At 61.7% G+C, this 23,558-nt stretch carries 38 protein-coding genes; 1 reads left to right on the top strand and 37 read right to left on the bottom strand.

Features of this window, described 5'->3' with window-relative positions; genetic code table 11:
- Positions 1-117: 117 nt before the first annotated feature.
- The 9 genes from NKI39_RS18855 to NKI39_RS18815 form a co-directional block, all read right to left on the bottom strand.
- Entirely contained in the window at positions 118-909 is a 792-nt protein-coding gene (locus tag NKI39_RS18855) for an ATP12 family chaperone protein (RefSeq protein WP_352833525.1), read from the bottom strand.
- A 2-nt stretch (positions 910-911) separates the two neighbouring features.
- Entirely contained in the window at positions 912-1,769 is an 858-nt protein-coding gene (locus tag NKI39_RS18850; protein ID WP_502898582.1) for a DMT family transporter, read from the bottom strand.
- A 68-nt stretch (positions 1,770-1,837) separates the two neighbouring features.
- Positions 1,838-2,818, bottom strand: coding sequence for an RluA family pseudouridine synthase (locus tag NKI39_RS18845; protein ID WP_352833522.1), 981 nt, complete (start codon positions 2,816-2,818; stop codon positions 1,838-1,840).
- A gap of 62 nt (positions 2,819-2,880) precedes the next feature.
- On the bottom strand, positions 2,881-3,219 hold the full coding sequence (locus tag NKI39_RS18840; protein WP_352451038.1) for a DUF190 domain-containing protein: 339 nt from the start codon (positions 3,217-3,219) through the stop codon (positions 2,881-2,883).
- The gene (crcB, locus tag NKI39_RS18835) at positions 3,216-3,716 is read right to left on the bottom strand and encodes a fluoride efflux transporter CrcB (protein WP_502898580.1); all 501 of its coding nucleotides are present in this window, start codon (positions 3,714-3,716) and stop codon (positions 3,216-3,218) included. The genes NKI39_RS18840 and crcB (NKI39_RS18835) overlap by 4 nt, the downstream gene beginning before the upstream one ends.
- Positions 3,713-4,099, bottom strand: a complete 387-nt coding sequence (crcB, locus tag NKI39_RS18830) for a fluoride efflux transporter CrcB (protein WP_352833520.1) — start codon at positions 4,097-4,099, stop codon at positions 3,713-3,715. The genes crcB (NKI39_RS18835) and crcB (NKI39_RS18830) overlap by 4 nt, the downstream gene beginning before the upstream one ends.
- 31 nt (positions 4,100-4,130) lie before the next feature.
- Positions 4,131-4,961: an aspartyl/asparaginyl beta-hydroxylase domain-containing protein gene (locus NKI39_RS18825; RefSeq protein WP_352702295.1), complete on the bottom strand. Its 831-nt coding sequence runs from the start codon at positions 4,959-4,961 to the stop codon at positions 4,131-4,133.
- A gap of 136 nt (positions 4,962-5,097) precedes the next feature.
- A complete protein-coding gene (locus NKI39_RS18820) occupies positions 5,098-6,408 on the bottom strand; it encodes a replication-associated recombination protein A (RefSeq protein WP_352502953.1) in 1,311 nt (436 codons plus the stop codon).
- 43 nt (positions 6,409-6,451) lie between these two features.
- On the bottom strand, positions 6,452-7,939 hold the full coding sequence (locus NKI39_RS18815) for a DegQ family serine endoprotease (protein WP_352833517.1): 1,488 nt from the start codon (positions 7,937-7,939) through the stop codon (positions 6,452-6,454).
- Between the two features lie 122 nt (positions 7,940-8,061).
- Here NKI39_RS18815 and NKI39_RS18810 point away from each other — a divergent pair, with 122 nt between their 5' ends.
- The gene (locus NKI39_RS18810; RefSeq protein ID WP_352833515.1) at positions 8,062-8,700 is read left to right on the top strand and encodes a hypothetical protein; all 639 of its coding nucleotides are present in this window, start codon (positions 8,062-8,064) and stop codon (positions 8,698-8,700) included.
- Between the two features lie 66 nt (positions 8,701-8,766).
- Here the strand turns inward: NKI39_RS18810 and rplQ are convergent, their stop codons facing one another.
- The 28 genes from rplQ to NKI39_RS18670 all read right to left on the bottom strand — a co-directional run.
- A complete protein-coding gene (gene rplQ, locus NKI39_RS18805; RefSeq protein WP_023675127.1) occupies positions 8,767-9,198 on the bottom strand; it encodes a 50S ribosomal protein L17 in 432 nt (143 codons plus the stop codon).
- A gap of 116 nt (positions 9,199-9,314) precedes the next feature.
- A complete protein-coding gene (locus tag NKI39_RS18800; protein ID WP_352833512.1) occupies positions 9,315-10,325 on the bottom strand; it encodes a DNA-directed RNA polymerase subunit alpha in 1,011 nt (336 codons plus the stop codon).
- Between the two features lie 104 nt (positions 10,326-10,429).
- The gene (gene rpsK / locus NKI39_RS18795; RefSeq protein ID WP_006205444.1) at positions 10,430-10,819 is read right to left on the bottom strand and encodes a 30S ribosomal protein S11; all 390 of its coding nucleotides are present in this window, start codon (positions 10,817-10,819) and stop codon (positions 10,430-10,432) included.
- 139 nt (positions 10,820-10,958) lie between these two features.
- Entirely contained in the window at positions 10,959-11,327 is a 369-nt protein-coding gene (gene rpsM / locus NKI39_RS18790; protein WP_006205445.1) for a 30S ribosomal protein S13, read from the bottom strand.
- A gap of 198 nt (positions 11,328-11,525) precedes the next feature.
- Positions 11,526-12,137: an adenylate kinase gene (locus NKI39_RS18785; protein WP_352833509.1), complete on the bottom strand. Its 612-nt coding sequence runs from the start codon at positions 12,135-12,137 to the stop codon at positions 11,526-11,528.
- Entirely contained in the window at positions 12,134-13,474 is a 1,341-nt protein-coding gene (gene secY, locus NKI39_RS18780; protein ID WP_352471807.1) for a preprotein translocase subunit SecY, read from the bottom strand. Before secY ends, NKI39_RS18785 begins: the two co-directional genes overlap by 4 nt.
- 191 nt (positions 13,475-13,665) lie before the next feature.
- Positions 13,666-14,139 carry a 50S ribosomal protein L15 gene (gene rplO / locus NKI39_RS18775; RefSeq protein WP_292660428.1) on the bottom strand — a complete coding sequence of 158 codons (474 nt, stop codon included), beginning with the start codon at positions 14,137-14,139 and terminating at the stop codon, positions 13,666-13,668.
- Between the two features lie 22 nt (positions 14,140-14,161).
- Positions 14,162-14,359: a 50S ribosomal protein L30 gene (rpmD, locus tag NKI39_RS18770; RefSeq protein WP_006205449.1), complete on the bottom strand. Its 198-nt coding sequence runs from the start codon at positions 14,357-14,359 to the stop codon at positions 14,162-14,164.
- 24 nt (positions 14,360-14,383) lie between these two features.
- Entirely contained in the window at positions 14,384-14,947 is a 564-nt protein-coding gene (rpsE, locus tag NKI39_RS18765; RefSeq protein ID WP_006333394.1) for a 30S ribosomal protein S5, read from the bottom strand.
- Between the two features lie 83 nt (positions 14,948-15,030).
- Positions 15,031-15,390 carry a 50S ribosomal protein L18 gene (rplR, locus tag NKI39_RS18760; protein ID WP_023675132.1) on the bottom strand — a complete coding sequence of 120 codons (360 nt, stop codon included), beginning with the start codon at positions 15,388-15,390 and terminating at the stop codon, positions 15,031-15,033.
- Positions 15,391-15,475: 85 nt separating this feature from the next.
- The gene (rplF, locus tag NKI39_RS18755) at positions 15,476-16,009 is read right to left on the bottom strand and encodes a 50S ribosomal protein L6 (protein WP_023675133.1); all 534 of its coding nucleotides are present in this window, start codon (positions 16,007-16,009) and stop codon (positions 15,476-15,478) included.
- Between the two features lie 89 nt (positions 16,010-16,098).
- Positions 16,099-16,497 carry a 30S ribosomal protein S8 gene (rpsH, locus tag NKI39_RS18750; protein WP_006205453.1) on the bottom strand — a complete coding sequence of 133 codons (399 nt, stop codon included), beginning with the start codon at positions 16,495-16,497 and terminating at the stop codon, positions 16,099-16,101.
- 12 nt (positions 16,498-16,509) lie between these two features.
- A complete protein-coding gene (gene rpsN, locus NKI39_RS18745) occupies positions 16,510-16,815 on the bottom strand; it encodes a 30S ribosomal protein S14 (protein WP_352451046.1) in 306 nt (101 codons plus the stop codon).
- A gap of 27 nt (positions 16,816-16,842) precedes the next feature.
- Positions 16,843-17,421, bottom strand: coding sequence for a 50S ribosomal protein L5 (gene rplE / locus NKI39_RS18740; protein ID WP_008875670.1), 579 nt, complete (start codon positions 17,419-17,421; stop codon positions 16,843-16,845).
- Positions 17,414-17,728 carry a 50S ribosomal protein L24 gene (gene rplX / locus NKI39_RS18735; RefSeq protein WP_254817150.1) on the bottom strand — a complete coding sequence of 105 codons (315 nt, stop codon included), beginning with the start codon at positions 17,726-17,728 and terminating at the stop codon, positions 17,414-17,416. Before rplX ends, rplE begins: the two co-directional genes overlap by 8 nt.
- 12 nt (positions 17,729-17,740) lie before the next feature.
- Entirely contained in the window at positions 17,741-18,109 is a 369-nt protein-coding gene (gene rplN / locus NKI39_RS18730; protein WP_006205457.1) for a 50S ribosomal protein L14, read from the bottom strand.
- Between the two features lie 82 nt (positions 18,110-18,191).
- Positions 18,192-18,431: a 30S ribosomal protein S17 gene (gene rpsQ / locus NKI39_RS18725; RefSeq protein ID WP_023675136.1), complete on the bottom strand. Its 240-nt coding sequence runs from the start codon at positions 18,429-18,431 to the stop codon at positions 18,192-18,194.
- Positions 18,432-18,442: 11 nt separating this feature from the next.
- Positions 18,443-18,643 (bottom strand): 50S ribosomal protein L29, encoded by a 201-nt coding sequence (gene rpmC / locus NKI39_RS18720; RefSeq protein WP_006205459.1) that lies wholly within the window; start codon positions 18,641-18,643, stop codon positions 18,443-18,445.
- 13 nt (positions 18,644-18,656) lie between these two features.
- Positions 18,657-19,070 carry a 50S ribosomal protein L16 gene (gene rplP, locus NKI39_RS18715; RefSeq protein ID WP_006205460.1) on the bottom strand — a complete coding sequence of 138 codons (414 nt, stop codon included), beginning with the start codon at positions 19,068-19,070 and terminating at the stop codon, positions 18,657-18,659.
- Positions 19,071-19,097: 27 nt separating this feature from the next.
- Entirely contained in the window at positions 19,098-19,823 is a 726-nt protein-coding gene (gene rpsC / locus NKI39_RS18710; protein ID WP_023675137.1) for a 30S ribosomal protein S3, read from the bottom strand.
- A complete protein-coding gene (rplV, locus tag NKI39_RS18705) occupies positions 19,823-20,212 on the bottom strand; it encodes a 50S ribosomal protein L22 (RefSeq protein WP_006205462.1) in 390 nt (129 codons plus the stop codon). Before rplV ends, rpsC begins: the two co-directional genes overlap by 1 nt.
- A 2-nt stretch (positions 20,213-20,214) precedes the next feature.
- The gene (gene rpsS / locus NKI39_RS18700) at positions 20,215-20,493 is read right to left on the bottom strand and encodes a 30S ribosomal protein S19 (RefSeq protein ID WP_006205463.1); all 279 of its coding nucleotides are present in this window, start codon (positions 20,491-20,493) and stop codon (positions 20,215-20,217) included.
- A gap of 16 nt (positions 20,494-20,509) precedes the next feature.
- Positions 20,510-21,343, bottom strand: coding sequence for a 50S ribosomal protein L2 (gene rplB / locus NKI39_RS18695; RefSeq protein WP_023675138.1), 834 nt, complete (start codon positions 21,341-21,343; stop codon positions 20,510-20,512).
- A 22-nt stretch (positions 21,344-21,365) separates the two neighbouring features.
- Positions 21,366-21,659 (bottom strand): 50S ribosomal protein L23, encoded by a 294-nt coding sequence (locus NKI39_RS18690; RefSeq protein WP_023675139.1) that lies wholly within the window; start codon positions 21,657-21,659, stop codon positions 21,366-21,368.
- Positions 21,656-22,276 (bottom strand): 50S ribosomal protein L4, encoded by a 621-nt coding sequence (rplD, locus tag NKI39_RS18685; RefSeq protein ID WP_023675140.1) that lies wholly within the window; start codon positions 22,274-22,276, stop codon positions 21,656-21,658. Before rplD ends, NKI39_RS18690 begins: the two co-directional genes overlap by 4 nt.
- Positions 22,276-23,004 (bottom strand): 50S ribosomal protein L3, encoded by a 729-nt coding sequence (rplC, locus tag NKI39_RS18680; RefSeq protein ID WP_352833506.1) that lies wholly within the window; start codon positions 23,002-23,004, stop codon positions 22,276-22,278. Before rplC ends, rplD begins: the two co-directional genes overlap by 1 nt.
- Positions 23,005-23,100: 96 nt before the next feature.
- Positions 23,101-23,409, bottom strand: a complete 309-nt coding sequence (rpsJ, locus tag NKI39_RS18675) for a 30S ribosomal protein S10 (protein WP_006205468.1) — start codon at positions 23,407-23,409, stop codon at positions 23,101-23,103.
- A gap of 63 nt (positions 23,410-23,472) precedes the next feature.
- Positions 23,473-23,558 (bottom strand): EF-Tu C-terminal domain-related protein (locus tag NKI39_RS18670; protein WP_502898581.1); only part of this gene is annotated, 86 nt, incomplete at its 5' end.

Here is a 23,558-nt window from a genome sequence, read left to right as displayed (position 1 = left end):
CAGACTCAGTGCAGCCACCAGTACAAAAAATGACAGAAAGCGCCGTCCAGAGGCAGACCGTCTTTGGGATTATGACTTTGGTCTAATGTGCAGTGCGAAATAGAAACGACGGTGCGGTCAGCCTTTGAGAGCTTCGAGCAGCGTGACTGCCGCCATCATATCGCGCTTGCGGGCCGCGCGGTGCGCGACGGCCTCGGCATCATGGCCCCATTGCTCGGCCTGCCAGTCCTCGTCGACATGACCGGCAGCCCAGGCCGCCTCGCCGTCGAGCTCGCCGAAGTCGACGGCCAGCGCCAGCAGCGCCGATCCGGTCAGCGACGTCATGACGTGGATGGCGGCAAGGCGCAGCGGATCGGCACGTTGGGCAAGATGCTGGCCAAGCAGCGCGATACTCTCGCGCGGCTGTTCGACATGGATCACGCCTACGGCAAGATGGAACCGGGCGCCGAGAGCGCTGCGCACCCAGTCGATGACCGGATCCCAAAGCTCGTTCTGCCGGTCGACGAGTCCTTGGGGCGCATCGGCGCGGTAGCAGAGCAGATCGGACGAGGCAAAGCGCAGGATGTCCTCCAGCACGGCCTGGGGATCACTGGCGACGCCATCGATTGCCGTATTGACCAGACGCATCACCGGCATCGTCACCGGGTTGATGGTCTCCTCCTGTGCGGCGAATTCCTCGGCGACGAGAGCAGCCGCCTTTTCGGTCGGCAGCGCCAGCAGCGCCTTAGCCGGCGTGCGGACGGGCTTGCCATCGAGATGGACGGCAAAACCGTCTTCGACCGGTGCTACCGAGACGGTCTTGTAGAAGCGCTTCGGCAGCGGCGTCTTCATCTGGATCTGGGCGCGACGCACCGGGTCCGGATCGGAGAGCTGCTTTCCAGCTTCGAGGTCGTTCAATATATCGCGCATGCTCATCCGGGACTTTGTTTTCGGGCCGGCCGGTTGACGATGATGAGTCCAGCGGCGATCAGGGCGAGTGCCAGGAAGATACGAACGGTCAGCGGCTCGTTCAAGAACACGGCGCCGCACAGCACACCAAACACCGGCGACAGGAAGGTGAAGCTCGACAGTCCAGATGCAGGGTAGCGCCGCAGCAGCCAGAACCACAGCACATAGGTGAAGGCGACAACGTAGACGGCCTGGAACAGCAGAGCCAAGGTTGGCAAGACGGTAAAGTTGCGGACGGGCGGCCCGGCAAAAGGCATCACCAAAATGCCGACGACGGCGGCCCCGGCCAGCTGATAGAGCAGCAGCTTTTCGGCGCTGGCCGTCACCAGCTTCGACCGCTTGATGACGATATTGGTCACGGCCCACAGAATGCCGGCACCGAGACTGAGCAAATCGCCGCCCAATGTTGCGCCGCCATTGGCGCTCAGTTTATCTGAAAACACCGCGATCAGTCCGGCGAAAGCGAGCAGAAGACCAACGAGCTTGCGTGCCGTGACGCTTTCGCCCAGCAGGAAATGACCGCCGACCAGCATCCAGAACGGCATGGTGTTGACCAGCAAAGTGTTGCGCACGACAGTGGTGTGCTCGAGCCCGACATAGAGAAACAGGAACTCGAAACCGAAAAGCGCGCCGGCCAGAATGCCGGCGACGAGGGTCTTGTCGGGCGTGAACAGCGCAATGCCGCGCCAGCGGCACCAGCCGAAAACACACAGGCCGCCGATCACCGACCGTGCGATCGACAGGAAAACGGGATCGTAGCCGGCATAGGAGATCTTGGCGGCGACGTAGTTCAATCCCCAGGAAAAAGTCAGCCCAACCATGATGGCGGCTGCTGCCAGATCGACCGCGTCACGGCGGTCGAGGGTTTCTGTGGCGACGCCCACCAGCGCTAGTCCCCGGCACTCTGCTCGTCGAAACCGAGCAGGTTCCAGCTCTGGCGCATATGCGGCGGCATCGGTGCGGTGACGTCGACAAAGCCCTTGTCGGGATGCGGGATAACGATGCGGCGCGCGTGCAGATGCAGCCGGTTCTGCATGCCGCCTGGAAAATCCCAATTGGTGTCGGCCTCGAAATATTTGGGGTCGCCGATGATCGGGCAACCGATATGGGCGGCATGGACGCGAAGCTGGTGGGTGCGCCCGGTATAGGGTTCCATTTCCAGCCAGGACAGCGTCTGCGCCGCCTGCTCGACTATGCGGTAATAGGAGACGGCGTGATCGGCGCCCTTTTCGCCATGCTTGGCGATACGCACACGATCGCCGTCGGGCGTCGGTTCCTTGATCAGCCAGGTCGAGATCTTGTCCTCGCGCTTCGGCGGCACGCCCTTGACCAGCGCCCAGTAGGTTTTCTTCGTCTCACGCGCCCGGAACGCTTCGGCGAGCTTCATGGCGGCGAGCCTTGTACGGGCGACAACCAGCACACCCGACGTATCGCGGTCGAGCCGGTGCACCAGGCGCGGCTTCTCGCCCTTCTGGTTGCGCCAGGCTTCCAGCATGTCGTCGACGTTGCGGGTGACGCCCGAGCCGCCCTGCACTGCCAGGCCGGCCGGCTTGTTGAAGACGAAGACCTTCGGGTCCTCATGGATCAGCATCTTTGCCAAAACGTCGGCGTCGCCCTGGTTGCGGATCGAATGACCGGTGAGCGGGCTTTCGCCTTTCTTGTCCACTTCGAGCGGCGGCACACGCACCGTCTGGCCGGCTTCGACGCGGGTATCGGCCTTCACCCTGCCGCCGTCGACGCGGATCTGGCCGGAACGCAGCAGCTTCTGCAGATGACCGAAACCGAGACCGGGGAAATGGCTCTTGAACCAGCGATCGAGCCGCATGCCCGCCTCGCCGGCGTCCACTGTGATCTGTTCAACGCCTGCCATGATTCCAATCGCCGTTTTGCAGGCATGCAACGGCATTCGCCGGTACCCGCAATCTCACTCGCTTATTCGTTGTCGGTTCCATATTGCAGAACCTGAACTTTCTCCAGCGTAATCAAACCACTTGTCATGATTGTTTCAAGCACGGGCAGGAAAGCGGCCAATTTTTCCTCGTCATCGACGATCTCGATGACGAGTGGCAGATCCTCCGATAGGCGGAGGATCTTCGTGGTGTGAAGCCGGCTGGAATGGCCGAACCCCATCGCGCCGCGCAGGACGGTCGCGCCGGCTATCTGCATTTCGCGGGCCCTCAGTACAATAACCTCATACAGCGGACGGCCATCTGCCCTGTCGTTTTCGCCGATAAAGATGCGCAGCAATTGGGCCTGTGTTGGTATCTTCATTGCCTGGACCCTCTCAGCCGGTTGAGCCGAACTGCAAAGATGTGGCCAAGCCAGACGGCGGCAAGCCAGGCCACCACGGAGATCGCGATATTGAGTCCCGCCGCCACAAACCTCCCGGCTTGCGCGAGGATGAGTGTTTCAAGGCTGAAAGCGGAGAAGGTCGTCAGGCCGCCGCAGAAGCCGGCCATGAAGAATTGACGTTGCAGCGGACCGGCGAAGACGCGACCATCCGGTCCCGTCAATGTCGCGTAGAAGCCGATGAGGAACGAGCCAACAAAATTGACGAGGAGCGTGCCGAAGGGAAATCCAGCGCCCCACAGGGCAGTGCTCGTCGATGAGGCAAGCGCCCGCAACACACCGCCGATCATGCTGCCTGCGGCCACGGTCGCATAGAGCCGAACCGTTTCGTTGGTTCTGCGACGGCCAATGAGGCGCGCCGCATGCCCTGCCGCGGCAGTGTCCGTCCCGTCGTGGCGGAGCTTCCGCGGGCCGCTCACCGCGCCCCGCCGCCAATCAGAAGACTTCCGGCGGCAAAGCCCAGCGTCACGCCGCCGAGGCTCAGAAAAACCGAAAGCAGCACATTTCCGCCGGCGCGCCGCCATTCGCCCTCGCGCGCCAGCGCCAGCGTCTGCAGGCTGAAGGAAGAAACCGTGGTATAGCAGCCGAGACCGCCGGTAACGGTAAAGGCCCAGATGGCGGGCATGCCGTCGCGCGCCACCGCATGCGCAACGACACCGATTGCAAACGCTCCCGAGACATTGACGGCCATAGTGCCCCAGGGAAAGGTCTCGCCGACCCGGCGGGCGACGAAGCCGGACAGGAAGAAGCGGGCCATTGCACCGATCGCGCCACCAAGGCAGACAAGCAACAGATGATACATCGTGCTCCCTCGCGCCGGTCACACCATGGTGTCAGGCGGCTCCGGCCTTCTTCGGCTTGCTGGAGCCGATCATCTTCCAGTTCTTGTAGAACATGGCATTGATGCGCTCGACGCTGACCGAAACGATGGCGAGAAGAGCGGCGATCAGGCCGGGAAATGGCGATGGCCGGATGATGTCCATGAACACGCAGTAGCGGCGCCCATCATATTCGTTGACCGATCGGTGCAGCAGCGTGTCGTCGAAAATATAGAGCGGATTGTCGTGCCAGTAGTTCCTGGCGTTGTTGCACTCGACGAAAACCTCGGCCTTCACCGGGAGAAGATTGTAGAGAATGCGCAGGCTGAGCCGCAGCGGTCCGAAATGCCAGGAGGTCGATTCCCTGCCCCTGAACACCGACACAGCGATGGTCTTGATGTATTTGAAATCCTTGTTGAATTCGGCAACGTTGTCGATTTTGTGCTTGCCATACCACTGGTAGACATACATGCCGCGCCGGCCGCTGCCGAAATTGGCGTCGATATCGGCGATGATCTCGTCCTTGCGCGCTTTGAAGACGTCGAGAACCTCGTTGACCTCACGCTGATAGTCCGGAGGAAACTGGTCCAGTTTCCAGACACCGCGGTTTCTGTAGCACAGCAGATCGACCAGCAGATTGAAGGGCGAAAGCAGCCAGGTGAAGATGCCGTTGCCGAGGAAATAACCACTGAACAGGGCCCAGTTCTTGTTGTCGTTTCGCAACACGTCGATCAGGCCGAGGACAATGAAAATTGTCGTCAGGATGGGAATGAAATAGAAGCCGAGCGCCAGCAGCGGGATCGCTATGGCGAACTTCCGGAGGGTCTTGCGAGTTTTTTTTGTCATTTTTCCACGCGCCAGGCGCGATTCCGTTCTGAATATCGTCGGTACGTTTCTGGCCTGTCCGCCGGCCGAAGGCGCATCTTGATAGGGTTTTTTATCCCGCCAGACAACGGCGATCACACCAGTGTGCGACTGGCAGCTACTTTTCCCGCTCGCTGCGCAGCTTCGCCCAATAATCCAGCCGCTTCCTGATATCGCGCTCGAAGCCGCGCTCGGGCGGGTCGTAGAATGTCTGCCTTCCCATCTTCTCCGGAAAATAGTCCTGGCCGGAAAAAGCGTCGGGCTCGTCGTGGTCGTAGCGATAGCCGGCGCCGTAATCTTCCTGTTTCATCAGCTTGGTCGGAGCATTGAGAATGTGCTTGGGCGGCAGCAGCGAACCGAATTCCTTCGCCGCCTGTGTGGCGGCCTTGAACGCGGTATAGACTGCATTGGATTTCGGCGCGGTGGCGAGATAGACGGTCGCCTCGGCGAAGGCCAGTTCGCCCTCGGGCGAGCCCAGATAGTCATAGGCGTCCTTGGCGGCGTTAGCGACGACGAGCGCCTGCGGGTCGGCCAGCCCGATATCCTCCATCGCCATGCGCACCAACCGGCGCCCGAGATAAAGCGGATCTTCGCCGGCGTCGAACATGCGGGCCAGATAGTAGAGTGCCGCGTCGGGGTCGGAGCCGCGCACCGATTTGTGCAAGGCGGAGATCAAATTGTAGTGGCCGTCCTGTCCCTTGTCGTAGATCGGCGCGCGGCGCTGGACGATGCGCTGCAGAGCTTCGGCACCGAACACCTCCTTTGATTTCGCTGCGCGCCAGACCTCTTCGGCGAGCGTCAATGCCGCGCGGCCGTCGCCGTCGCTCATGCGGATGAGCATCGCCCGCGCGTCTTCATCGAGCGGCAGCGGCCTGCCCTCTGCCTGTTCGGCCCGCGCCAGCAGCTTGGCAATACTGTCCTCGCCGAGTGAGTGAAAGACCAGCACACGCGCGCGCGACAAAAGCGCGGCGTTAAGCTCGAAGGACGGATTCTCCGTGGTGGCGCCGACCAGCACGACGGTGCCGTCTTCCATCACGGGCAGAAAACTGTCCTGCTGGGCGCGGTTGAAGCGATGGATCTCGTCGACGAACAGCAGCGTCTGGCGGCCGTTCGAGCGGCGCAGCTTCGCTGCCTCGAACACTTTCTTCAGGTCGGCAACGCCGGAAAACACCGCCGATATCTGTTCGAAGGCGAGGCTTGTCTCGCCGGCAAGCAGCCGTGCGACCGTGGTCTTGCCAGTGCCGGGCGGGCCCCAGAAAATCATCGAGCCGAGCGAGCCGGAACCGATCAGCCGCGTCAGCGCGCCGTCGGGTCCGGTCAGATGCTCCTGGCCGACGACCTCGCCAAGGTTCTTCGGGCGCAGACGGTCCGCCAGCGGCCTGCCGGGCGGCGTCTTTTCCGGTTCGTCGACACTGAACAGATCGGCCATGCAACTTCTTCTGCCTGGAGTCCGATCATGCTGACGGTCGGGCTCAGTAACGCAACACCTGGCGCAGTATCTGCCCGCCGCGCTCGACGGTAAAGCGCCACCAGCGCGTATCCTGCTGGGCTACCTGTTCCAGGGTCGCCGCCTTGTCGATCGTCAGGCCATTGACCTCACGCACGATGTCGCCTGGCTGGAAGCCAAAATCGGCAGCAGGCGAATCGCGGTTGATGTCGACCACGGTGACGCCTTTGACATCGGTGCGCAGACCGAGCCGTTGGGCAAGCCGTGGCGACAGTTCAGCAACCTTGGCACCGGAGAACGGGCTGCGGCCGCGCAATGTGAGTTCCGCAGCTTTGGCGCCCTCAGGCGGCCGTTCCAGCGCGATGTCCATCGTCGCCTGCTGACCCTTGCTCAGAACGCCGAAGCTGGCATTCGTACCAATCGACAGCGTCGCCATCCGGTAGTCCAGCGCCCCGACGCTCTCGACCGGCTTGCCGTTGAGCGACAGCACTACGTCGCCCGGCTTGAGCCCTGCCTTGGCGGCGGGTCCCGCCTCTTCGACCGAAGAAACCAGCGCACCGGTCGGTTTGTCCATGCCGAGCGATTCGGCAATCTGCGGCGTCACCGCCTCGAACTCGGCACCGGCATACGGCCGCTCGAAGAAGTCGAGCCCGGCCTTGGCCGCGTCGGCGAAGGCGCGAACCATGTTCGAAGGGATGGCAAAGCCGATGCCGATCGAGCCGCCGCTACGGCTATAGATCGCCGTGTTGATGCCGATCAGCTGCCCTCCCATGTTGACCAGCGCGCCACCGGAATTGCCGGGGTTGATGGCGGCGTCGGTCTGGATGAAGAAGCTGGAATCGGAGACGCCGATATGGCTGCGCGCCACGGCCGAAATGATGCCGCTGGTGGTGGTCTGGCCGACACCGAATGGATTGCCGATCGCCAGCACCAGATCGCCGACCTCGAGCGCGTCGGAATCGCCGATAGCGATCACCGGGAACGGCTTGTCAGAAGAAATCTTGAGCACGGCGAGGTCGAGCGTCTCATCCTTGAGCAGCACCTTGCTGTCGAATTCGCGCCCGTCGGCGGTCGCTACCTTGACCTGGTCAGCGTTCTTGACGACGTGGAAATTGGTGACCACGACGCCGGTGGGATCGACCAGCACCCCCGAACCGAGCGAAGACTGCGCGCGCGGCTGCGAGCGGCCGAAGAACTCCTCGAAGAACGGATCGCCGTCGAAGGGCGACGTCACCTTGGCGGTTTGCGAGGCGTAGACATTGACCACGGCCGGCGCTGTCTGGTTGACCAGCGGCGCGAAGGACAGTTGCACCTCCTCGCGGCCGAACGGCACCCGCTTGTCGGGGCCGGAAGTGGCGTTTTCGCCTTCGACGCCATGCAGCAGGTCGGTCAAAACATCGGACAGGCCGGGGTCGGTCTTGGTCTCCTCGGCCAGCGCGTGCCTGGCCGCCGGCACGATCGCCAGCGCCGTAAAGGCGCAGATCAGAACAAGGGGCAGCCGTTTGATGCGCATTCCGAATCCTCCAAGTCGGGCGCCATTGTCCTGACGATTGTGCAAAATGAAAGGCTAAGCCGCTGAAATCCGATTATTTTGGGCGCCAAAGCAGCTATAGGTGAGCTCGCAACCGGAAAGCCTTGTCGACCCTCATGAAAAAACAGCTCCTGTCATTCCGTGATTTTTTGAAGACCGGCACTTTGGGCCCTGTTGTCCCAGGCATGAAAATGATCGAAATTGCCGAAGCGTTCGGTGCGCCGGACGGCTGGCTGACCGAGTATGCGGAGGCGGTGCCCGAGTACTGGTTTTACGGAACGCTTGAGGCCTCGTTCGACAAAGACCCGCCACATGTGCTGAATTGGTTTCAGATCGAACATGTGTATGAAATTCGCGGCAAGAGCAAACGAATAACAGACGAATTTGCTCTTTCAATGGATGGGTTCGACAGCAGAACAAAGCCATCGGAATTCCTGGACGCGGGCCTGTGGACACCAGAAGAGGCTATGGTGTTCTACGTCGCATCGATGAATGATATCGACCTGAATATCTGCGCGGGTCCCATTCAGATTTATTTCCGCGTTGATACTGACTTCATCAAAGATCGGGACGCCGAAAAATATCTGAACGGCGTGACTGTGTCCCAATTGATACGCGATATCGATCATCGAACGGAGGTCGACAGCATTTATTCTTATTCATTTCCGGCAATCAAGAGGATAACAAATGCGATTGATTGGAAGTCAATAGGCGGAAGAGACTACCTCAACGTTGCGAGGTAAGAGGTCGCCACATCAACGAAAAAGGGGCCCTCGGGCCCCTTAAACTCTCTCGGGAAAAACCAAGCCTTATGCGGCTGCGGCTTCCTCTTCGGTGCCTTCGGCCTCGATGCGGGCACGGTCGCCGGCGCCCTTGGCCGAGGTGTCGCGGTCGACGAATTCGATGACCGCCATTGCGGCATTGTCACCGTGGCGGAAGCCGGCCTTCATGATGCGCAGATAGCCGCCGTTGCGGGTGGCGTAGCGCGGCGCGATGGTATCGAACAGGCGCTTGACGACGCCTTCATTGCCGATCTGGGCAATAACCTGGCGGCGGGCGTGCAGGTCGCCGCGCTTGCCGAGCGTCACCAGCTTTTCGACGATCGGACGCAAATCCTTCGCCTTCGGCAGCGTGGTGAGGATCTGCTCGTGCTCGATAAGCGACACGGCAAGGTTGGCAAACATCGACTTGCGATGGCTTATGCTGCGGGCGAACCGGCGGCCTTTAAATCCGTGGCGCATGGCTCTTCTCCTTCATTGCGGTTTCAAGAGGCCTGAGCCTCAGTTGGTTAGCCGCATGATCTTGTCCGAAAAGTCTGCAACTTTTTGCTGCGCTGACCTTCGGTTCGGGATCATGCTTAATATTGATCTTCGTAACGCTTGGCGAGGTCTTCGATGTTTTCCGGCGGCCAGTCCGGCACTTCCATGCCGAGATGAAGGCCCATCGCCGCCAGGACTTCCTTGATCTCGTTCAGCGATTTGCGGCCGAAGTTCGGGGTGCGCAGCATCTCGGCTTCGGTCTTCTGGATCAGATCGCCGATATAGACGATGTTATCGTTCTTCAGGCAGTTGGCCGAACGCACCGAAAGCTCGAGTTCGTCGACCTTCTTGAGCAGCGCCGGGTTGAAGGCAAGCTCGGTAACCTGTTCGGCAGCGACTTCCTTCTGCGGCTCGTCGAAATTGACGAACAGGCCGAGCTGGTCCTGCAGGATGCGAGCGGCGAAGGCCACCGCGTCCTCGCCCGAAATCGAACCGTCGGTCTCGATGGTCATGGTCAGCTTGTCATAGTCGAGAACCTGGCCCTCGCGGGTGTTCTCGACCTTGTAGGAGACCTTCTTGACCGGCGAATACAGGCTGTCGACGGGGATCAGCCCGATCGGCGCGTCCTCGGCGCGGTTACGGTCGGCCGGCACATAGCCCTTGCCGGTATCGACGGTGAATTCCATGCGGATTTCAGCGCCTTCGTCCAACGTGCAGATGACGTGGTCGGGATTGAGGATCTCGACGTCGCCGACCGTCTGGATGTCGCCGGCGAGAACCGCGCCCGGTCCCTGCTTGCGGACGACCATGCGCTTGGGGCCGTCGGCTTCCATGCGGATGGCGATTTCCTTGATGTTCAAAACGATGTCGGTCACGTCCTCGCGGACGCCGGCGATGGACGAGAATTCATGCAGAACGCCGTCGATCTGCACGGCGGTTACAGCCGCGCCACGCAGCGAAGACAGAAGCACCCGGCGCAGCGCGTTGCCTAGGGTGAGGCCGAAGCCGCGCTCGAGCGGCTCGGCGACCAGCGTGGTCAGCGTCTTCTTCTTCGACGAGAACTCGATCTTGTTCGGCTTGATCAGTTCTTGCCAATTTTTCTGGATCATAGTGCTTTCCTTCCGTTGTCCCGCCACCATCCAATCGTGGCGGGCGACCTGGAATGCCGTGGAGGAGCGCCCTTGAGGCGCTCGCGCGGCGTTCGGTAAATTCTTTAGACGCGGCGCTTCTTGCGCGGACGGCAGCCGTTGTGCGGGATCGGCGTCACATCACGGATCGAGGTGATGGTGAACCCTGCTGCCTGCAGTGCGCGCAACGCCGATTCACGACCGGAGCCGGGTCCACAGACCTCGACCTCGAGCATGCGCATGCCGTGTTCCTGAGCCTTCTTGGCAACATCTTCGGCAGCCATCTGGGCAGCGAAAGGGGTCGACTTGCGCGATCCCTTGAAGCCTTGTGCTCCGGCCGACGACCAGGCAATCGAATTGCCCTGTGCGTCGGTGATGGTGATCATCGTGTTGTTGAAGGTCGAATTGACGTGGGCAACGCCCGACGAGATATTCTTGCGTTCGCGACGGCGAACACGAGCGGCTTCCTTGGCCATGATAGTCCTTTCAGTTGATCTCTACACCGCCGTAATGCCAGCGGCTCCACCAGGGAGAAGGCAGTAGGGGAATATGGCAGTAGGGCAGTATGTCTGCCGTCCCTATTGCCTTACTGCCCTACCCCCTTACTGCCCTAAATTACTTCTTCTTTCCGGCAATCGACTTGGCCGGGCCCTTACGGGTGCGCGCATTGGTGTGCGTGCGCTGGCCACGAACCGGCAGCGAGCGACGGTGACGCAGGCCGCGGTAGCAGCCGAGGTCCATGAGCCGCTTGATGTTCATCGACACTTCGCGGCGCAGGTCGCCCTCGACCTGGTAGTCGCGGTCGATGGTCTCGCGGATCTGCAGCACTTCCGCGTCGGTCAGTTGGTTGACGCGGCGCTCGGCCGGGATGCCGACCTTGTCGACGATCTCCTGGGCGAACTTCTTGCCAATGCCGTGAATGTATTGAAGCGCAATGACAACGCGCTTGTTGGTCGGAATGTTGACGCCGGCTATACGAGCCATGTTCTTCTCTTCTCCATATAGGCCGGGCGAGCCGGCGCTTCAAGTTGCCCCGCGTCCGGTGGAGGCCGGCCCTTGCGGGAGTTTCCAGTTCAAAGCGGCCTGCCTTGCCCTTGCGGACAAGCAAGCCTCATGCCTGATAGGAAGACGGGCCGCCATACCCCAGCGGACCGCTCCAGTCAAGCGCAATCGTTCGATTCTCTAGCCGGCCGGCTGGCCAACTGTCCGGGTCGTTGCCCTGAGCACCGCCTCGATCTGCTGCGTCACCGCATCGATGTCGGCCATGCCATCGACGCCCCTGAGTTTGCCCTTGGCGTAGTAGTAGCCGATCAGCGGCGAGGTTTTCTTGTAATATTCCCTCAAGCGTTCTTCGAACACCGCTGGACTGTCGTCCTTGCGCACCGGCAGGCCTGCGGCCTTGGCTTCTTCGGCGCGCTTGACGATTCGGCCAACCAGCGCCTTATCGTCGACGACAAATTCGATGACCGCGTCTAGCTCTAGTCCGCGATCCGACAGCATTTCCTCAACGGCGTCCGCTTGCACCAGAGTTCGGGGATACCCGTCAAGGATGAAGCCGTTTGCGCAATCAGCTTGATCGATGCGCTCGGCCACAATGGCGTTGACGATAGCGTCGGACACCAGTTCGCCAGCGTCCATCACCGCTTTGGCGCGCTTGCCGACTTCGGTGCCGGCCTGGACAGCAGCACGCAGCATGTCCCCCGTGGAAAGCTGTGGGATGCCGTGTCGTTCTACCAGTCTCAGTGCTTGTGTCCCCTTGCCCGCCCCCGGCGGTCCAAGCAATATCAACCTCATCTGGCCTTTTTCCCCCCGCGCAGCTTCGACTTCTTGATCAGGCCCTCATACTGGTGCGCGATCAGGTGACCCTGAATCTGCGCCACCGTATCGAGCGTTACACTGACCACGATCAGGAGCGAAGTGCCACCAAGGTAGAACGGTACGCCAGTCGCTGAAATCAGGAACTCGGGCAGCAGACACACCAGCACCAGATAGATGGCGCCGACGACGGTGATGCGGGTGAGCACATAGTCAATATAGTCCGCGGTGCGCTCGCCCGGGCGATAGCCCGGGATGAAGCCCGAATGCTTCTTCAATTGGTCCGCGGTGTCCTTTGGGTTGAAGACGATCGCCGTGTAGAAGAAGGCGAAGAACACGATCATCGCCGCGTAGAAGGCCATGTAGAGCGGCTGGCCATGACCGAGCGACGCCAGGATGGTGCTGGCCCAAGCGGGCATGTTCGTCGTCTGCGAGAAACCGGCGACGGTCGCCGGCAGCAGCAATAGCGACGAAGCGAAGATCGGCGGAATGACGCCGGATGTGTTGAGCTTCAGCGGCAGATGCGAGGTATCGCCCTGGAACATGCGATTGCCGACCTGGCGCTTGGGGTACTGAATCAGCAGGCGGCGCTGGGCGCGCTCGAAAAAGACGATCAGGCCGATAACGATAATGGCGAGCACGATGATCGCCAGGATCAGGCCGGTCGACAGCGCTCCGGTGCGGCCTAGCTCCAAGGTACCGGAGATGGCGCGCGGCAGGCCGGCGACAATGCCGGAGAAGATGATCAGCGAAATGCCGTTGCCGATGCCGCGGGCGGTGATCTGCTCGCCGAGCCACATCAGGAACATGGTGCCGCCGACCAGCGTGACGACGGTCGAGATGCGGAAAAAGATGCCGGGATCGTTGACGATGCCGTTTCCGCCCTCGAGCCCGACCGAAATGCCGTAGGCCTGGACCAGCGCCAGAAGCACGGTCCCGTAGCGCGTATACTGGTTGATAATCTTGCGGCCCTGCTCGCCTTCCTTCTTCAGCGCTTCCAGCGACGGAATGACCGAGGTCATCAGCTGCATGATGATGGAGGCGGAGATATAGGGCATGATGCCGAGGGCAAAGATCGCCATGCGCTGCACGGCACCGCCTGCAAACATATTGAACATGCCAAGCACGCCCTTGCTCTGCGACGAGAAGGCGTGGGCAAAGGCGTCCGGATTGATGCCGGGCAGCGGGATATAGGTGCCAAGACGGTAGACGAGCAGCGCGCCGATGGTGAACCAGATGCGCTTCTTCAGATCCTCGGCCTTGGCGAAGGCCGAAAAATTCAGATTCGAGGCTAGTTGTTCAGCAGCCGAAGCCATGCCTGATTCTCCGCTTGGTCACGCTCGATGCCCGCAGCTCAGGCGGCGCGTGTCACCGAAACTCACGAGATAAGCTCCGGACTGCAAACATGCAAGCGGCCGCGTTGATGCGGCCGTCACATCTATCGGATCAAAGCACGACCGCAGGCAAAACCGAATTCCACCTTTGCCGGCCGTGCTTCAAATTGCCGTTACTCGGCGGCTGCCTTCTCAGGCAGCTTCACCGAGCCGCCGGCCTTTTCGATCTTCTCGATCGCGGCCTTGGAGGCTCCGGCCACGTCGAAGGCAAGCTTGGCCTTGATGTCGCCGTCTGAAAGGATGCGCACGCCGTCCTTGACGCGACGGATGACGCCAGCCGCAACCAGCGCCTCGGCCGTTACAACTGTCTTGGCGTCGAGCTTCTTGGCATCGAGCGCCGCCTGGATGCGGGCCAGCGACACGACGGTGAAGCTCTTGGCGAAGATATTGTTGAAGCCGCGCTTCGGCAGGCGGCGGTAGAGCGGCATCTGGCCACCCTCGAAGCCGTTGACGGCGACGCCGGAGCGCGCCTTCTGGCCCTTGACGCCGCGACCGGCGGTCTTGCCCGAACCGGAGCCGATGCCACGGCCGAGACGCTTCTTGGAGTGCGTCGCGCCGTCCTTGTCACGCAGATCATTGAGTTTCATCTGGGTTCTCCTGCGCTCTGGTTCAGCCCTCGTCCACGACGCGGACGAGATGCTGGACGGCAGCGATCATGCCGCGCACCGAGGGCGTATCCTCCAGCGTGCGCTGCTTGTGCATCTTGTTGAGGCCGAGGCCGACCAGCGTTGCGCGCTGCTCCTTCGGCCGGCGGATCGGCGAACCGATCTGCTCGACGGTGATGGTCTTGGTTGCTTTCTTGGCCATGGTCAAATCCCTGGTCAGCGTCGACTATTCTTCAGCCGCAACGGCGGTGCCGCGGCGGGCCTGAAGGGTCGAATACTTGATGCCGCGCGCTGCAGCCACATCCTTCGGATGCATCTGGCTCTTCAGCGCGTCGAAAGTGGCACGAACCATGTTGTAGGGGTTCGAAGAACCCATCGACTTGGCGACCACGTCATGCATGCCGAGCGTCTCGAAAACGGCGCGCATCGGGCCGCCGGCGATGATGCCGGTACCTTGCTTGGCGGCGCGCAGCAGAACGCGTCCCGCACCCCAGCGTCCCTCGACGTCGTGGTGCAGCGTGCGGCCTGAGCGCAGCGGCACGAAGATCATGTCGCGCTTGGCCGATTCGGTCGCCTTGCGGATCGCCTCCGGCACTTCGCGCGCCTTGCCGTGGCCGAAGCCGACGCGGCCCTTCTGGTCGCCGACGACGACAAGTGCCGCAAAGCCGAAGCGCCGGCCGCCCTTGACGACTTTGGCGACACGGTTGATGTGGACGAGCTTGTCGACCATGCCGTCGTCGCGCTCTTCGCGATCACGGCCGCGGCCGCCATCCCTACGTTCCTGTGCCATATCCTGTTCCTTGTTTTTTTCCGGAAGCACGGTTGATGATGATATCCGGCGCCTCTGTGGGTCGCCGGGGGCGAATTTCGTTTTTAGAAGCTCAGACCACCTTCACGGGCAGCCTCGGCAAGCGCCTTGACACGGCCGTGGTAGATGTAGGCGCCGCGGTCGAAGACGACTTCCTTGACGCCGGCCTTCGAGGCACGCTCGGCGATCAGCTTGCCGATGGCAGCGGCCGCCGCCGTGTCGGCGCCGGTCTTGAGCGAACCCTTGAGCTCCTTCTCGAGCGTCGAAGCAGCCGCGATCGTGTGGCCCTTGGCGTCATCGATCACCTGGACGTAGATGTTCTTCGATGTGCGATGGACCGACAAGCGCGGACGATCGCCGGCAACCTTCTTGATCTGGCGGCGGACGCGCTGGGCGCGGCGTTGGGTGGATTCTTTCGAGCCCATGATATCAGTTCCTTGCCTTCAAAAAACGGGGGCAACCATATGCGGTAGGACAAGCCTCCCGCGACCGCTCCCCGCGGCGTTAAAATTACTTCTTCTTGCCTTCCTTGCGGACGATCTTCTCGCCGGCATAGCGGACACCCTTGCCCTTGTAGGGCTCGGGGCTGCGATACTCGCGGATCTCGGCGGCAACCTGGCCGACCTGCTGCTTGTCGATGCCGGTCACCGTGATTTCCGTCGGCTTCGGCACCGAAATCGTCACGCCCTGCGGCGTCTCGTAGACGACGTCATGGCTGAAGCCGAGCGCCAGCTGCAGGTTCTTGCCCTGCATGGCGGCACGATAGCCGACGCCGGTGATCTCGAGCTTCTTTTCGAAGCCGTCCTTGACGCCCTGCAGGATGTTGACGATCTGCGTGCGCGACATGCCCCACTTGGAACGGGCAGTCTTGGTCTGGTCGCGCGGCTGGACAGCGATCTCGCTGCCTTCCATCTTGACCAGCACTTCGTCGTTCACCACGAACTTCAGCTCGCCCTTCGGACCCTTCGCCGTCACGGTCTGGCCGTTGACGGTCGCGGTCACGCCCTGCGGCAGCGAAACGGGTTTCTTTCCAATACGAGACATTTTGTTGTCCTCGTCACTTCTCTTGTTTCAGGTCTCGGCTTTCGGGACTAGATCTCGAAAACCTGTTTCCAACCGGGTCACATACCAGATCAGAAGATCTGGCAGAGGATTTCCCCGCCGACATTCTGTTCACGCGCTTCGTGGTCGGCCATCACGCCCTTCGGCGTCGAAAGGATGGCGATGCCGAGGCCGTTGGCGACGTGCGGTATCGACTTGGCCGAAACGTAGACGCGGCGGCCGGGCTTCGAGACCCGAGCGATTTCGCGCACCACCGGCGCACCATCGAAATACTTCAGCTCGATCTCGATTTCGGACTTGCCGTTGTCGAAGTCGGTCTGGCTGTAGTCGCGGATATAGCCTTCCGCCTTCAGCACGTCGAGGACGCGGGTACGCAGGCGCGAGGCCGGCGTCGAAACGCTCGACTTCTTGCGGCCATACGCGTTGCGGATGCGGGTCAGCATATCGCCGAGAGGATCGCTCAATGACATGTTATGTCCTCCTTACCAGCTCGACTTGACCAGGCCCGGGATCTGGCCGTTATTGCCGAGATCACGAAGCGCGATACGCGATACTTTGAGCTTGCGATAATAGGCACGCGGACGTCCGGTGACTTCGCAGCGGTTGCGGATGCGGGTCTTGGCCGAGTTGCGCGGCAGCGCCGAAAGCTTCAGCTGGGCGCGGAAGCGCTCTTCCATCGGCTTGGACTGATCCATGATGATCGCCTTGAGCACCTCGCGCTTGGCAGCGAACTGGTCCGCAAGCTTGCGGCGCCTGTTGTTCTTCTCGACTGAGCTGGTCTTTGCCATTTCAGATTTTTCCTTTTCTCGCTGCCGTTACTGGCGGAAGGGGAAGTTGAAGGCCTTGAGCAATGCCCTGGCTTCGTCGTCCGTCTTCGCAGTCGTACAAACGATGACGTCCATGCCCCAGATCTGATCAACCTTGTCGTAGTTGATCTCCGGAAACACGATGTGTTCCTTGATGCCCATGGCATAGTTGCCACGGCCATCGAAGCTCTTCGGATTAAGTCCGCGGAAGTCGCGGACGCGCGGGAGTGCGATGTTCACGAGGCGGTCGAGGAACTCGTACATGCGTTCCTTGCGCAGCGTGACCTTGGCGCCGATCGGCATCTTCTCGCGGACCTTGAAGCCGGCGATCGAGTTGCGGGCGCGGGTGACGACGGCCTTCTGGCCGGCGATCATCGCAAGGTCTTCCGCCGCGATCGAAGGCTTCTTCGAATCGCCGGTCGCCTCGCCGACGCCCATGTTCAGCACGATCTTGTCGATGCGCGGAACCTGCATCTCGTTCTCGTAGCCGAACTGCTCCTGCAGCGCCTTGCGGATGGTCTCGTTGTAGACCTGCTTGAGGCGCGGCGTGTTCTGGGCAGTTGCCTGCTTGGTTTGAGCCTTAGCCATTGATGACTTCTCCCGAGCGCTTGGCGACGCGCACCTTCTTGCCGTCCTTCTGGAAGATGAAGCCGACGCGGGTCGGCTTGCCATCCTTGGGGTCGGCCAGCGCGATGTTCGACAGCTGGATCGGCGCTTCCTTGGTGATGATCCCGCCCTCTTGGGACTGGGACTGCTTCTGGTGACGACGGATCAGGTTGACGCCGCGCACCAGCGCGGTGTCGTCCTTCGGCTGTACCGAGAGGACTTCGCCCGAACGGCCCTTGTCCTTGCCGGCCAGCACGACGACCTTGTCGCCTTTTCTAATCTTCTGCATTGGTCCGGCTCCTTACAGCACTTCAGGCGCGAGCGAGATGATCTTCATGTGGTTCTTGGCGCGGAGTTCGCGCGGAACCGGTCCGAAGATACGCGTGCCGATCGGCTCTTTCTTGTTGTCGACGAGAACGGCTGCGTTCTTGTCGAAACGGATCACGCTGCCGTCCGGGCGGCGGATGTCCTTGGCCGTGCGAACCACGACCGCCTTCATCACATCGCCCTTCTTGACGCGGCCGCGCGGGATGGCTTCCTTGATCGACACCACGATGATGTCGCCCACGGAAGCGTATTTCCGCTTCGAGCCGCCCAGCACCTTGATGCACATGACACGACGGGCGCCGGAATTATCCGCGACGTCGAGGTTTGTTTGCATCTGAATCATGACTGGCCGCCTTCTTCTTTTCTAACGGGACGGGTTTCTCACCCCTCCCCGGTCTGTCCAAAATTCGTTTCGTTGGCCCTGATCAGGCCTGGTCCGAAGACACCACGACCCAGCGCTTGTCCTTGGAAATCGGCTTCGATTCCTGGATGAACACCTGATCGCCGACCTTGTGGGCGTTGTTCTCGTCGTGCGCCTTGTACTTCTTGGTCATGCGCACGGTCTTCTTCATCACGGGATGCGTGAAGCGCCGTTCGACCTTGACGACAACCGTCTTCTCGTTCTTGTCGCTGACGACGGTGCCCTGCAGAATGCGCTTTGGCATGGTTTTCGTCCTTAAGCCTTCTTGGCCGCGGACTTTTCCGCAGCGATGGTCTTGATACGCGCAATGTCCTTGCGGACCTGCCTCACGCGCGCGGTCTTCTCAAGCTGGCCGGTGGCCTTCTGAAAGCGCAGGTTGAACTGCTCCTTCTTCAGGCTGGCCAGGTCGTCGGTCAGCTGGTCCTGGGTCTTGGTCCGGATGTCTTCGGCTTTCATGATCAGCCCGTCCTTATTCTGCGATGCGCTGTACGAAGCGCGTCCTGACCGAGAGCTTGGCCGCGCCGAGACGCAGCGCCTCACGGGCGGTTTCCTCGTTGACGCCGTCGATCTCGAACATGATGCGGCCCGGCTTGACGCGTGCCGCCCAGTAGTCGACCGCGCCCTTGCCCTTACCCATACGGACTTCGGTCGGCTTCGACGTCACCGGCACGTCCGGGAAGATACGGATCCACACGCGGCCGGCACGCTTCATCTCGCGGGTGATCGCGCGGCGGGCCGCCTCGATCTCACGCGCGGTGACGCGGTTCGGCTCAAGCGCCTTCAGTCCGAAACCACCGAAATCCAGGTTGGTGCCGCCCTTGGCGGTACCGTGGATGCGGCCCTTGAACTGCTTGCGGAACTTTGTGCGCTTTGGCTGCAGCATCGTTCTAACTCCAAATTCCTAAATGTCTTACGCGTTTTCGCGACGGCGACCGCGTTCGCGCTCACCACCACCGCCATGCGCATGATCGCCCTCGGTGGCGCGGCGCTCCGAAGCCATCGGGTCGTGCTCGAGGATTTCGCCCTTGAACACCCAGACCTTGACGCCGCAGATGCCGTAGGCCGTATTCGCCTCGGCCGTGCCGTAGTCGACGTCGGCACGCAGCGTATGCAGCGGCACGCGGCCTTCGCGATACCATTCCATGCGCGCGATCTCGGCGCCGCCGAGACGGCCGGCGCAGTTGATGCGGATGCCTTCGGCACCGAGGCGCATCGCCGACTGCACGGCACGCTTCATGGCGCGGCGGAACGCGATGCGGCGCTCGAGCTGCTGGGCGATCGACTGGGCGACCAAGGTCGCGTCGATCTCCGGCTTGCGCACTTCGACGATGTTCAGATGCGTCTCGGACTTGGTCATCTCCATGAGCTTCTTGCGAAGCTTCTCGATGTCGGCGCCCTTCTTGCCGATGATCAGGCCCGGACGCGCCGCATGGATGGTGACGCGGCACTTCTTGTGCGGACGCTCGATCACGACTTTCGAGATCGCAGCCTGCTTGAGTTCCTTCTCAAGATATTTGCGGATCTTGATGTCCTCGTGCAGCAGCTTGCCGTACTCGCCGGTGTTCGCGAACCAGCGCGAATCCCAGGTGCGGTTGATGCCGAGACGCAGACCGATCGGATTGACTTTCTGGCCCATTATGCGGCCTCCCCTTTTTCTTCGACTTCACGAACGACGATCGTGAGGTGCGAGAACGGCTTCTCGATACGGCTGGCGCGCCCACGGCCACGGGCATGGAACCGCTTCATGACGATCGACTTGCCGACATAGGCTTCCGCCACGATCAGCGCATCGACGTCGAGGTCGTGGTTGTTTTCCGCGTTGGCGATCGCCGATTCCAGCGTCTTCTTGACCGTGCCGGAAATCCGCTTGGCCGAGAATTCGAGGTCGGAAAGCGCTGTCGCGACCTTCTTGCCGCGGATCAGCGCGGCAACCAGGTTCAGCTTCTGCGGGCTGATACGGATCGTGCGCAACACGGCGCGCGCTTCGTTGTCAGCAAGCCTGCGCGGAGCTTTGGCCTTGCCCATGATTATTTCCTCTTCGCCTTCTTATCCGCGCCGTGACCGTAATAGGTCCGGGTCGGAGCGAATTCACCGAACTTGTGACCGACCATGTCCTCGTTCACCGAGACGGGAACGTGCTTCTGGCCGTTGTAGACACCGAAGGTGAAGCCGACGAACTGCGGCAGGATGGTGGAGCGGCGGCTCCACATCTTGATCACCTCATTGCGACCACCTTCACGAACCTTGTCCACCTTCTTCAGAAGGTAGCCGTCGATGAAGGGGCCTTTCCAAATCGAACGAGTCACTTGGCGTTACCTCTTCTTAGCTCTTGCGCTGATGGCGCGAGCGCAGGATGAACTTGTCGGTCGCCTTGTTGGACCGCGTCTTCTTGCCCTTGGTCGGCTTGCCCCAGGGCGAAACCGGATGGCGGCCACCCGAGGTGCGGCCTTCGCCGCCGCCATGCGGATGGTCGACCGGGTTCATGGTCACGCCGCGATTGTGCGGACGTTTGCCGCGCCACACGGTGCGGCCTGCCTTGCCGTCATTGATGTTGCCGTGGTCCGGGTTGGACACGGCGCCGACAGTGGCCATGCAGGAGCCGTGGACGACACGCTGCTCGCCCGAATTGAGGCGCAGGATCGCCATGCCCTGGTCGCGGCCGACGAGCTGGCCATAACCGCCGGCCGAACGGGCGACCTGAGCGCCCTTGCCGGGCTTCAGCTCGATATTGTGGACGATCGTGCCGACCGGCATCGAGGCCAGCGGCATCGCGTTGCCCGGCTTCACGTCGACCGATTCACCGGCCACGATCTTGTCGCCGGGAGCCAGACGCTGCGGGGCGATGATGTAGGACAGCTCGCCATCGTCATACTTGATCAGCGCGATGAAGGCGGTGCGGTTCGGATCGTACTCGATACGCTCGACCGTGCCGACGACGTCGAACTTGCGGCGCTTGAAGTCGATGATGCGGTAGGTGCGCTTGTGACCGCCGCCGATGAAGCGGGCTGTGATGCGGCCGTAATTGTTGCGGCCGCCCGACTTGGTCAGGCCTTCGGTCAGACCCTTGACGGGCTTGCCCTTGTAGAGGCCCGAGCGATCGACGATGACCAGCTGACGGGTGCTCGGCGTTACCGGGTTGAATTTTTTCAGTGCCATTGTTCTGTCCTCGCGACCTTGCTCAGAGACCCGTCGCGACGTCGATCGACTGGCCTTCGGCCAGCGTCACAACCGCCTTCTTGACGTCGCTCTGGCGGCCGATCGTGCCGCGGAAGCGCTTGATCTTGCCCTTGCGGACAAGCGTGTTCACGGCCATCACCTTGACGCCGAACAGCGCTTCGACGGCGGCCTTGATTTCCGGCTTCGACGCCTTCTTGGCGACATTGAAGACGACCTGGTTCTGCTCGGAAGCCATGGTCGACTTTTCAGTGATCGCCGGCGAGACGATCACGTCGTAATGACGAAGGTCGGTCATTTGAAGCGCTCCTCGAGAGCCTCGACGGCGGCCTTGGAAAGGACCAGCGTGCCGCGGCGCAGAATGTCGTAGACGTTGATGCCCTGGATGGGCAGCACGTCGATGTTCGGGATGTTGGTCGCCGCCAGCTTGAAGTTCTTGTCAAGCTCGGCGCCGCCGATCACCAGGGCGTTGCTCAGGCCCAGCGTCGCGAAATTCGCGATCAGTGCCTTGGTCTTGGCCTCGGTCAGCTTCAGCTCGTCGATGATGATGATCGACGCGCTCTTGGCCTTGGCCGAAAGGGCATGCTTCAGGCCGAGCGCACGCACCTTCTTAGGCAGATCGTGCTCGTGGCTGCGCACGACCGGGCCGTGGGCCTTGCCGCCGCCGCGGAACTGCGGAGCGCGAGCCGAATGGTGACGGGCGCGGCCCGTACCCTTCTGCTTGTACATCTTGGCGCCGGTGCGGGCGATTTCCGCGCGACCCTTGGCCTTGTGCGTGCCCTGCTGCTTCTTGGCAAGCTGCCAGCGCACGACGCGCTGCAGGATGTCCTCACGCGGATCGAGGCCGAAAATCTCTTCGGAGAGCTTCAGCTTGCCGGCGTCCTTGCCGCCAAGCGTTGTAATCTTGAGGTCCATTATTCCGCTCCCTCTGTGGCCGGGGCCTCGTTCGTGGTGGCACCGTCAGTCGCAAGGGCGCGGATCGCGGCGGGCTTCGGCGCATTGGCCGGAAGCGCTACCTTGGCCGCGTCGCGGACCAGGATCCATGCACCCTTCGAACCCGGGACCGCACCGCGGATCAGGATCAGGCCGCGATCGGCGTCGGTCGAGACGACCTCGACATTCTGCGTGGTGACGCGGGTGTCGCCCATGTGGCCGGCCATATGCTTGCCCTTGAACACCTTGCCCGGATCCTGGCGCTGGCCGGTCGAGCCGTGTGTACGGTGCGACACCGAGTTGCCGTGCGTTGCGCGGCCGCCACCCATGTGGTGCCGCTTGATGACGCCCTGGAAGCCCTTGCCGATCGTGGTGCCCGTCACATCGACCTTCTGGCCGACGACGAAGTGCTCGACGGTGATCTCGGCGCCAACATCGATCATGTTGTCGGCAGAGACGCGAAACTCGGCAACCTTGGCCTTGGGCTCGACGGAAGCGGTCGCGAAATGGCCGCGCATCGCCTTCGACGTGTTCTTCACCTTGGCAAGGCCAACGCCGAGCTGGACGGCGGTATAGCCGTTCTTCTCCTGCGTGCGCTGCGCCACGACCTGGCAGTTCTCCATCTGGAGAACAGTGACGGGAACATGTTCCCCGGCATCGTTGTAGATGCGGGTCATTCCCACCTTCTTTGCAATCACACCTGAACGCATCGGTTCAATTCCTTTAGAGTTCCCTGTCGGGGCTGTCGCCCCTCCACGCCTCTTGTTCCTTCAGAGTTCCGGGTCGCCCCGCTGACCTCTGGTTCCTTAGAGCTTGATCTCGACGTCGACACCGGCGGCCAGGTCGAGCTTCATCAAAGCATCGACCGTCTGCGGGGTCGGGTCGACGATGTCGAGCAGACGCTTGTGCGTGCGCATCTCGAACTGCTCGCGGCTCTTCTTGTCGACGTGAGGCGACCGGTTGACCGTGAACTTTTCGATCCGCGTCGGCAGCGGAATGGGGCCGCGGACGTTGGCGCCGGTGCGCTTGGCGGTCGACACGATTTCCCGTGTCGAGGCGTCGAGCACCCGGTGATCAAACGCCTTCAGGCGGATGCGGATATTCTGTCCGTTCATGCGTCACTTCCTTGTTCTGGCGCGGCGCGGGCAGCGCCCGCGACAGATCGGTTTAAGTCCAAATTACTCTGTGATGGTGACGACGATGCCGGCACCGACGGTGCGGCCGCCTTCACGGATGGCGAAGCGCAGCTTCTCTTCCATGGCGA

Source organism: Mesorhizobium sp. M0664 (assembly GCF_040320565.1).
Classification (GTDB): Bacteria; Pseudomonadota; Alphaproteobacteria; order Rhizobiales; family Rhizobiaceae; genus Mesorhizobium.
The sequence above is the reverse complement of the archived record's forward strand: the minus strand, read 5'-3'. Positions and strand labels throughout refer to the sequence as shown.

What these genes read in the sequence shown, in the direction of transcription:
- NKI39_RS18825 (WP_352702295.1), bottom strand. Translation starts at nt 4,961, where the DNA reads ATGACAAAAAAAACTCGCAAGACCCTCCGGAAGTTCGCCATAGCGATC.
- rplF (WP_023675133.1), bottom strand. Translation starts at nt 16,009, where the DNA reads ATGTCTCGTATTGGAAAGAAACCCGTTTCGCTGCCGCAGGGCGTGACC.
- crcB (WP_352833520.1), bottom strand. Translation starts at nt 4,099, where the DNA reads ATGTATCATCTGTTGCTTGTCTGCCTTGGTGGCGCGATCGGTGCAATG.
- rplP (WP_006205460.1), bottom strand. Translation starts at nt 19,070, where the DNA reads ATGCTGCAGCCAAAGCGCACAAAGTTCCGCAAGCAGTTCAAGGGCCGC.
- rpsJ (WP_006205468.1), bottom strand. Translation starts at nt 23,409, where the DNA reads ATGAACGGACAGAATATCCGCATCCGCCTGAAGGCGTTTGATCACCGG.
- rplE (WP_008875670.1), bottom strand. Translation starts at nt 17,421, where the DNA reads ATGGCTAAGGCTCAAACCAAGCAGGCAACTGCCCAGAACACGCCGCGC.
- NKI39_RS18815 (WP_352833517.1), bottom strand. Translation starts at nt 7,939, where the DNA reads ATGCGCATCAAACGGCTGCCCCTTGTTCTGATCTGCGCCTTTACGGCG.
- NKI39_RS18690 (WP_023675139.1), bottom strand. Translation starts at nt 21,659, where the DNA reads ATGACCGACCTTCGTCATTACGACGTGATCGTCTCGCCGGCGATCACT.
- rpmC (WP_006205459.1), bottom strand. Translation starts at nt 18,643, where the DNA reads ATGAAAGCCGAAGACATCCGGACCAAGACCCAGGACCAGCTGACCGAC.
- secY (WP_352471807.1), bottom strand. Translation starts at nt 13,474, where the DNA reads ATGGCTTCGGCTGCTGAACAACTAGCCTCGAATCTGAATTTTTCGGCC.
- NKI39_RS18800 (WP_352833512.1), bottom strand. Translation starts at nt 10,325, where the DNA reads ATGATCCAGAAAAATTGGCAAGAACTGATCAAGCCGAACAAGATCGAG.
- NKI39_RS18845 (WP_352833522.1), bottom strand. Translation starts at nt 2,818, where the DNA reads ATGGCAGGCGTTGAACAGATCACAGTGGACGCCGGCGAGGCGGGCATG.
- rplX (WP_254817150.1), bottom strand. Translation starts at nt 17,728, where the DNA reads ATGCAGAAGATTAGAAAAGGCGACAAGGTCGTCGTGCTGGCCGGCAAG.
- NKI39_RS18855 (WP_352833525.1), bottom strand. Translation starts at nt 909, where the DNA reads ATGCGCGATATATTGAACGACCTCGAAGCTGGAAAGCAGCTCTCCGAT.
- rpsC (WP_023675137.1), bottom strand. Translation starts at nt 19,823, where the DNA reads ATGGGCCAGAAAGTCAATCCGATCGGTCTGCGTCTCGGCATCAACCGC.
- rpsM (WP_006205445.1), bottom strand. Translation starts at nt 11,327, where the DNA reads ATGGCTCGTATAGCCGGCGTCAACATTCCGACCAACAAGCGCGTTGTC.
- rplR (WP_023675132.1), bottom strand. Translation starts at nt 15,390, where the DNA reads ATGGGCTCGAAAGAATCCACCCAACGCCGCGCCCAGCGCGTCCGCCGC.
- rpsE (WP_006333394.1), bottom strand. Translation starts at nt 14,947, where the DNA reads ATGGCACAGGAACGTAGGGATGGCGGCCGCGGCCGTGATCGCGAAGAG.
- NKI39_RS18850 (WP_502898582.1), bottom strand. Translation starts at nt 1,769, where the DNA reads ATGGTTGGGCTGACTTTTTCCTGGGGATTGAACTACGTCGCCGCCAAG.
- rpsK (WP_006205444.1), bottom strand. Translation starts at nt 10,819, where the DNA reads ATGGCCAAGGAAGCCGCTCGTGTTCGCCGTCGCGAACGCAAGAATATC.
- NKI39_RS18840 (WP_352451038.1), bottom strand. Translation starts at nt 3,219, where the DNA reads ATGAAGATACCAACACAGGCCCAATTGCTGCGCATCTTTATCGGCGAA.
- rplQ (WP_023675127.1), bottom strand. Translation starts at nt 9,198, where the DNA reads ATGCGCCACGGATTTAAAGGCCGCCGGTTCGCCCGCAGCATAAGCCAT.
- rplN (WP_006205457.1), bottom strand. Translation starts at nt 18,109, where the DNA reads ATGATTCAGATGCAAACAAACCTCGACGTCGCGGATAATTCCGGCGCC.
- rplD (WP_023675140.1), bottom strand. Translation starts at nt 22,276, where the DNA reads ATGGACCTCAAGATTACAACGCTTGGCGGCAAGGACGCCGGCAAGCTG.
- rplB (WP_023675138.1), bottom strand. Translation starts at nt 21,343, where the DNA reads ATGGCACTGAAAAAATTCAACCCGGTAACGCCGAGCACCCGTCAGCTG.
- rpsN (WP_352451046.1), bottom strand. Translation starts at nt 16,815, where the DNA reads ATGGCAAAGACCAGCTCAGTCGAGAAGAACAACAGGCGCCGCAAGCTT.
- NKI39_RS18785 (WP_352833509.1), bottom strand. Translation starts at nt 12,137, where the DNA reads ATGAGGTTGATATTGCTTGGACCGCCGGGGGCGGGCAAGGGGACACAA.
- rpsQ (WP_023675136.1), bottom strand. Translation starts at nt 18,431, where the DNA reads ATGCCAAAGCGCATTCTGCAGGGCACCGTCGTCAGCGACAAGAACGAG.
- rpsH (WP_006205453.1), bottom strand. Translation starts at nt 16,497, where the DNA reads ATGTCATTGAGCGATCCTCTCGGCGATATGCTGACCCGCATCCGCAAC.
- rplC (WP_352833506.1), bottom strand. Translation starts at nt 23,004, where the DNA reads ATGCGTTCAGGTGTGATTGCAAAGAAGGTGGGAATGACCCGCATCTAC.
- rpmD (WP_006205449.1), bottom strand. Translation starts at nt 14,359, where the DNA reads ATGGCCAAGAAAGCAACCAAGACCATCACCGTCGAGCAGATCGGTTCG.
- rplV (WP_006205462.1), bottom strand. Translation starts at nt 20,212, where the DNA reads ATGGGCAAGGCCAAAGCTCCGCGCAGGCTTGCTGACAACGAAGCGCGC.
- NKI39_RS18820 (WP_352502953.1), bottom strand. Translation starts at nt 6,408, where the DNA reads ATGGCCGATCTGTTCAGTGTCGACGAACCGGAAAAGACGCCGCCCGGC.
- rplO (WP_292660428.1), bottom strand. Translation starts at nt 14,139, where the DNA reads ATGAAACTCAATGATCTGCGTGACAAGGACGGCGCGACGCACTCCAAG.